Source organism: Mycobacterium sp. TH-M82 (genome assembly GCF_057473605.1).
In genome coordinates this window covers 1-1,418 of sequence record NZ_JBYCKY010000792.1, presented here as the reverse complement: position 1 = coordinate 1,418, position 1,418 = coordinate 1, and the positions used below count along the sequence as shown (strand labels likewise).

Sequence of the window (1,418 nt, the reverse complement as noted above, 5' to 3'; positions counted from 1 at the left end):
GCCGACAGCGACGTCGTGGTTCCCGACGTGCTGGCCTCTCGCCACCACGCGACGCTGACCCGGACGCCGCTGGGCACCGAGATCCACGACCACAGCAGCAACGGGACCTTCGTCAACGGCACCCGGGTCGGGTCGGCGATCCTGACCGAGGACGACGTCGTCACGATCGGCAACGTCGACCTGGTGTTCCGCGGCGGCACCCTGGCCAAGCGGACCGAAAGCGACAGGCGCAGCGGCGGTCTGGAGGTTCACGGCGTCAAGTACGTCGTCGGCAACGGCAAACAACTGCTCGACGACATCTCCCTGACCGCCCGCCCCGGAACGCTGACCGCGATCATCGGCGGCTCGGGCGCGGGCAAGAGCACCCTGGCCCGCCTGATCGCCGGTTACACCAGCCCGAGTTCGGGCACGGTCACCTTCGCCGGCCACGACATCCACGCCGAATACGCCTCCCTGCGCAGCCGCATCGGCATGGTCCCCCAAGACGACGTCGTGCACCGCCAGCTCACCATCAACCAGGCCCTGGGCTACGCCGCCGAACTGCGCCTGCCCCCCGACACCAGCAAGGCCGACCGCGCCAGGGTGGTCGCGCAGGTGCTCGACGAACTCGACCTGACCAAACACGCCGACACCCGCGTCGACAAACTCTCCGGCGGCCAGCGCAAACGCGCCTCGGTGGCCCTCGAACTGCTCACCGGACCCGCCCTGCTGATCCTCGACGAACCCACCTCCGGCCTGGATCCCGCCCTCGACCACCAGGTCATGACCATGCTGCGCGCACTCGCCGACGCCGGCCGCGTGGTCATCGTGGTCACCCACATGCTGTCCTACCTCGACATCTGCGACCAACTGCTGCTGGTGGCCCCCGGCGGCAAAACCGCCTACTGCGGCCCACCCGAGCAGATCGGCGACGCCATGGGCACCACCAACTGGGCCAAGATCTTCACCCGGGTCGGCGCCGACCCCGACGAGGCCAACCGCCGCTTCCAGGCCCGGCGCGACGCCGGACGCCGACCCCAAAGACTGCTCCCGGACCGCGACGAGCCCGGCGATCTGGGCGAACCGGTCCACACCAGCCTGCGACGGCAGGTCTCCACGATCACGCGCCGCCAAATGCGGCTCGTCGTCGCCGACCGCGGGTATTTCGTCTTCCTGGCGCTGCTGCCGTTCATCCTGGGCGCGCTGTCGCTGACCGTCCCCGGCTCGCACGGATTCCACGCCGCCGGGCCCGACTCCGGCACACCCGACGAGTCCGCCCAGATACTGAACCTGCTGTTGCTGGCCGCGGCGTTCATGGGCACCGCCCTGACGATCCGCGACCTGGTCGGCGAGCGCGCCATCTTCCAGCGCGAACAGGCGGTCGGCCTGTCCACCACCGCCTACCTGCTGGCCAAGACCGCGGTGTTCTGCGCGTTCGC

General features: G+C 70.0%; 1 protein-coding gene. It reads left to right on the top strand.

The features are described 5' to 3' along the window. The coding region (locus tag AC2VON_RS23495) for an ATP-binding cassette domain-containing protein (RefSeq protein WP_486955003.1) at positions 1-1,418 on the top strand (1,418 nt) is incomplete at both ends.